Origin of the sequence: Vibrio sp. Vb0598 (assembly GCF_033338935.1) — a bacterium.
GTDB classification, from domain to species: domain Bacteria; phylum Pseudomonadota; class Gammaproteobacteria; order Enterobacterales; family Vibrionaceae; genus Vibrio; species Vibrio alginolyticus.
In genome coordinates this window covers 1-1,857 of the sequence record NZ_JAWOTP010000069.1, presented here as the reverse complement: position 1 = coordinate 1,857, position 1,857 = coordinate 1, and the positions used below count along the sequence as shown (strand labels likewise).

The 1,857-nt window shown below is 45.0% G+C and carries 1 protein-coding gene; it reads left to right on the top strand.

What is annotated here, in order from left to right:
* Positions 1-44: 44 nt before the first annotated feature.
* The coding region (locus tag R7Q38_RS22930; protein WP_318114407.1) for a transporter substrate-binding domain-containing protein at positions 45-1,857 on the top strand (1,813 nt) is incomplete at its 3' end.

Genomic DNA, 1,857 nt, shown 5'->3' with positions numbered 1-1,857 from the left:
TTGCTGATCAATTTAGTCTGGCTTTCCAATTAGAGGAAGCATTTATGTTCAGCATTCTAAGAAAAATAATCATACTTACCGCAACCGTAACCAGTCTTGCGGTTTCCTTTAATGCGCTTGCGAAAGAAAATACAAAAGACAGCATCGTAGTCGGCGTTATCACACAAAACGACTCTTCAAATTCCGTTGTAGACAGTGTCGGTCCATTTTACGGCATCAACCTCGATTATCTCTCTAACATCGCGAAGGTTCTTGGGCTCAACCTAGAACTGCGCGCTTATCAACACATTCCGCCGTTGCTTAACGATGTTGAAAACGGTGTGATTGATGGCGCTGTGGGTTTTAGCAAAACGCCGGAAAGAGAGAAGCGTTTTCTGTTCTCGAAACCCTTTTTCTCCAGCACCATCGCAGCTTGGTATCGCGATACTAGCTATAAAGATCGTGATATTCGCGATATCAAATGGGTGTGTGTGGAAGGTAGCGTGTACTGCGACAATCTAACCTCGCAGGGCATCGACAACATTATCTATGTGAAAACGCGTTTAGAAGCCTTTGATGACGTTCGACGCGGCAAAGCTAACGCGTTGATTTACACCTATGTGGGCATTACCGAATACCTTGATGCTAATGATATTGTGAAAGGAATTGTCGATATTCCGAATTGGCTGCAAGAAGAGGAGGTGAGTTTTATCGCCTCACTAGACAACCAGAAACTGATCGACAACATCGACAAAATTCTTGAATGGGAGCAGAGCGGTAAAAACATTCGTTCGGTGGCATCAAAAAACCCGTATCACATCAACGACAAGTTGCTGGTGGCATACCGTCGTAATCATAAAAGTAACTTAACGATCACGTACAGCAGCAGTGATGAAGCGTATCCATTTCTTTATCGAGATTCGCACACGGGTAAGCTGGACGGATTCTTCCCAGACTTTATCGACTTAATTCAGTCGCGTACGGGTTTGGCCTTTAGTTATGTGAAACCGACGTCGAGTCTTTCTAATGGGTTGACGGCGTTTGATGCCGATATTGTCCCGGTATCTTATGTGGGCCCAGTGCCTAAGTCAGACTGGCTGATCACTAAACCATTCATGCACAGCAATTACGTTTCTATCCAAGCAGAAGAGAGCGAACGCGACAAGTCTTCGCCAGAAAAAGCGGGCATTCTACTGAGTTTAAAGAAACAAGGGTTGGTGCACTTAGGTGTGTGGCAACAGGACCGTTTTGACCGTTATGACGATTTAAAACAGCTGCTGGCGGATTTGAAATCAGGCGTTTTGGACGTGGCTTACATTCCTGATGACGTTGTTCATAGCATGATTGCGCAAGATCAGGTCGATGGTTTGGTTATCAATGAGCAAGACGTTCTGACGTTCTCGACTGCGTTTGCAGTTGCAAAACACAATACGCAGCTCCAACACATGCTCAACAGCATCATCGAAACCATTGACTCAAATGAGATAGAAAAACTTCTGCGCTCGCACCGAAGCTTCAACCTAGTTTATGGCTACGACGATGAGCAAATGGCAAAATTTTTCTTGGCAGGTGCGGTCGCTTTTTCTCTGATGTTTGCTGCCGCGTATTTCATTCTTGCGCACCTACGTCTAAAGGTGAAATTAGCTGAGCTGAATGCCAACAATGAAGAAGCGGAAAAACAATGGCTGATGGGCATCATTCAAGAAATTAACAGCTTGGTGTTTATTCACGGTGAAGATAACCAGTTGGAAATGAGCAACTGTGCCAACTACAAGAGCAAGCAATGCCAAGAATGTAAGCTGAAAAGCTGCTCGACTAATGCGCCTCTCGTGAACAACTCGGATGAATTGGCCACTGTAATTGGCGGACAACGCATCT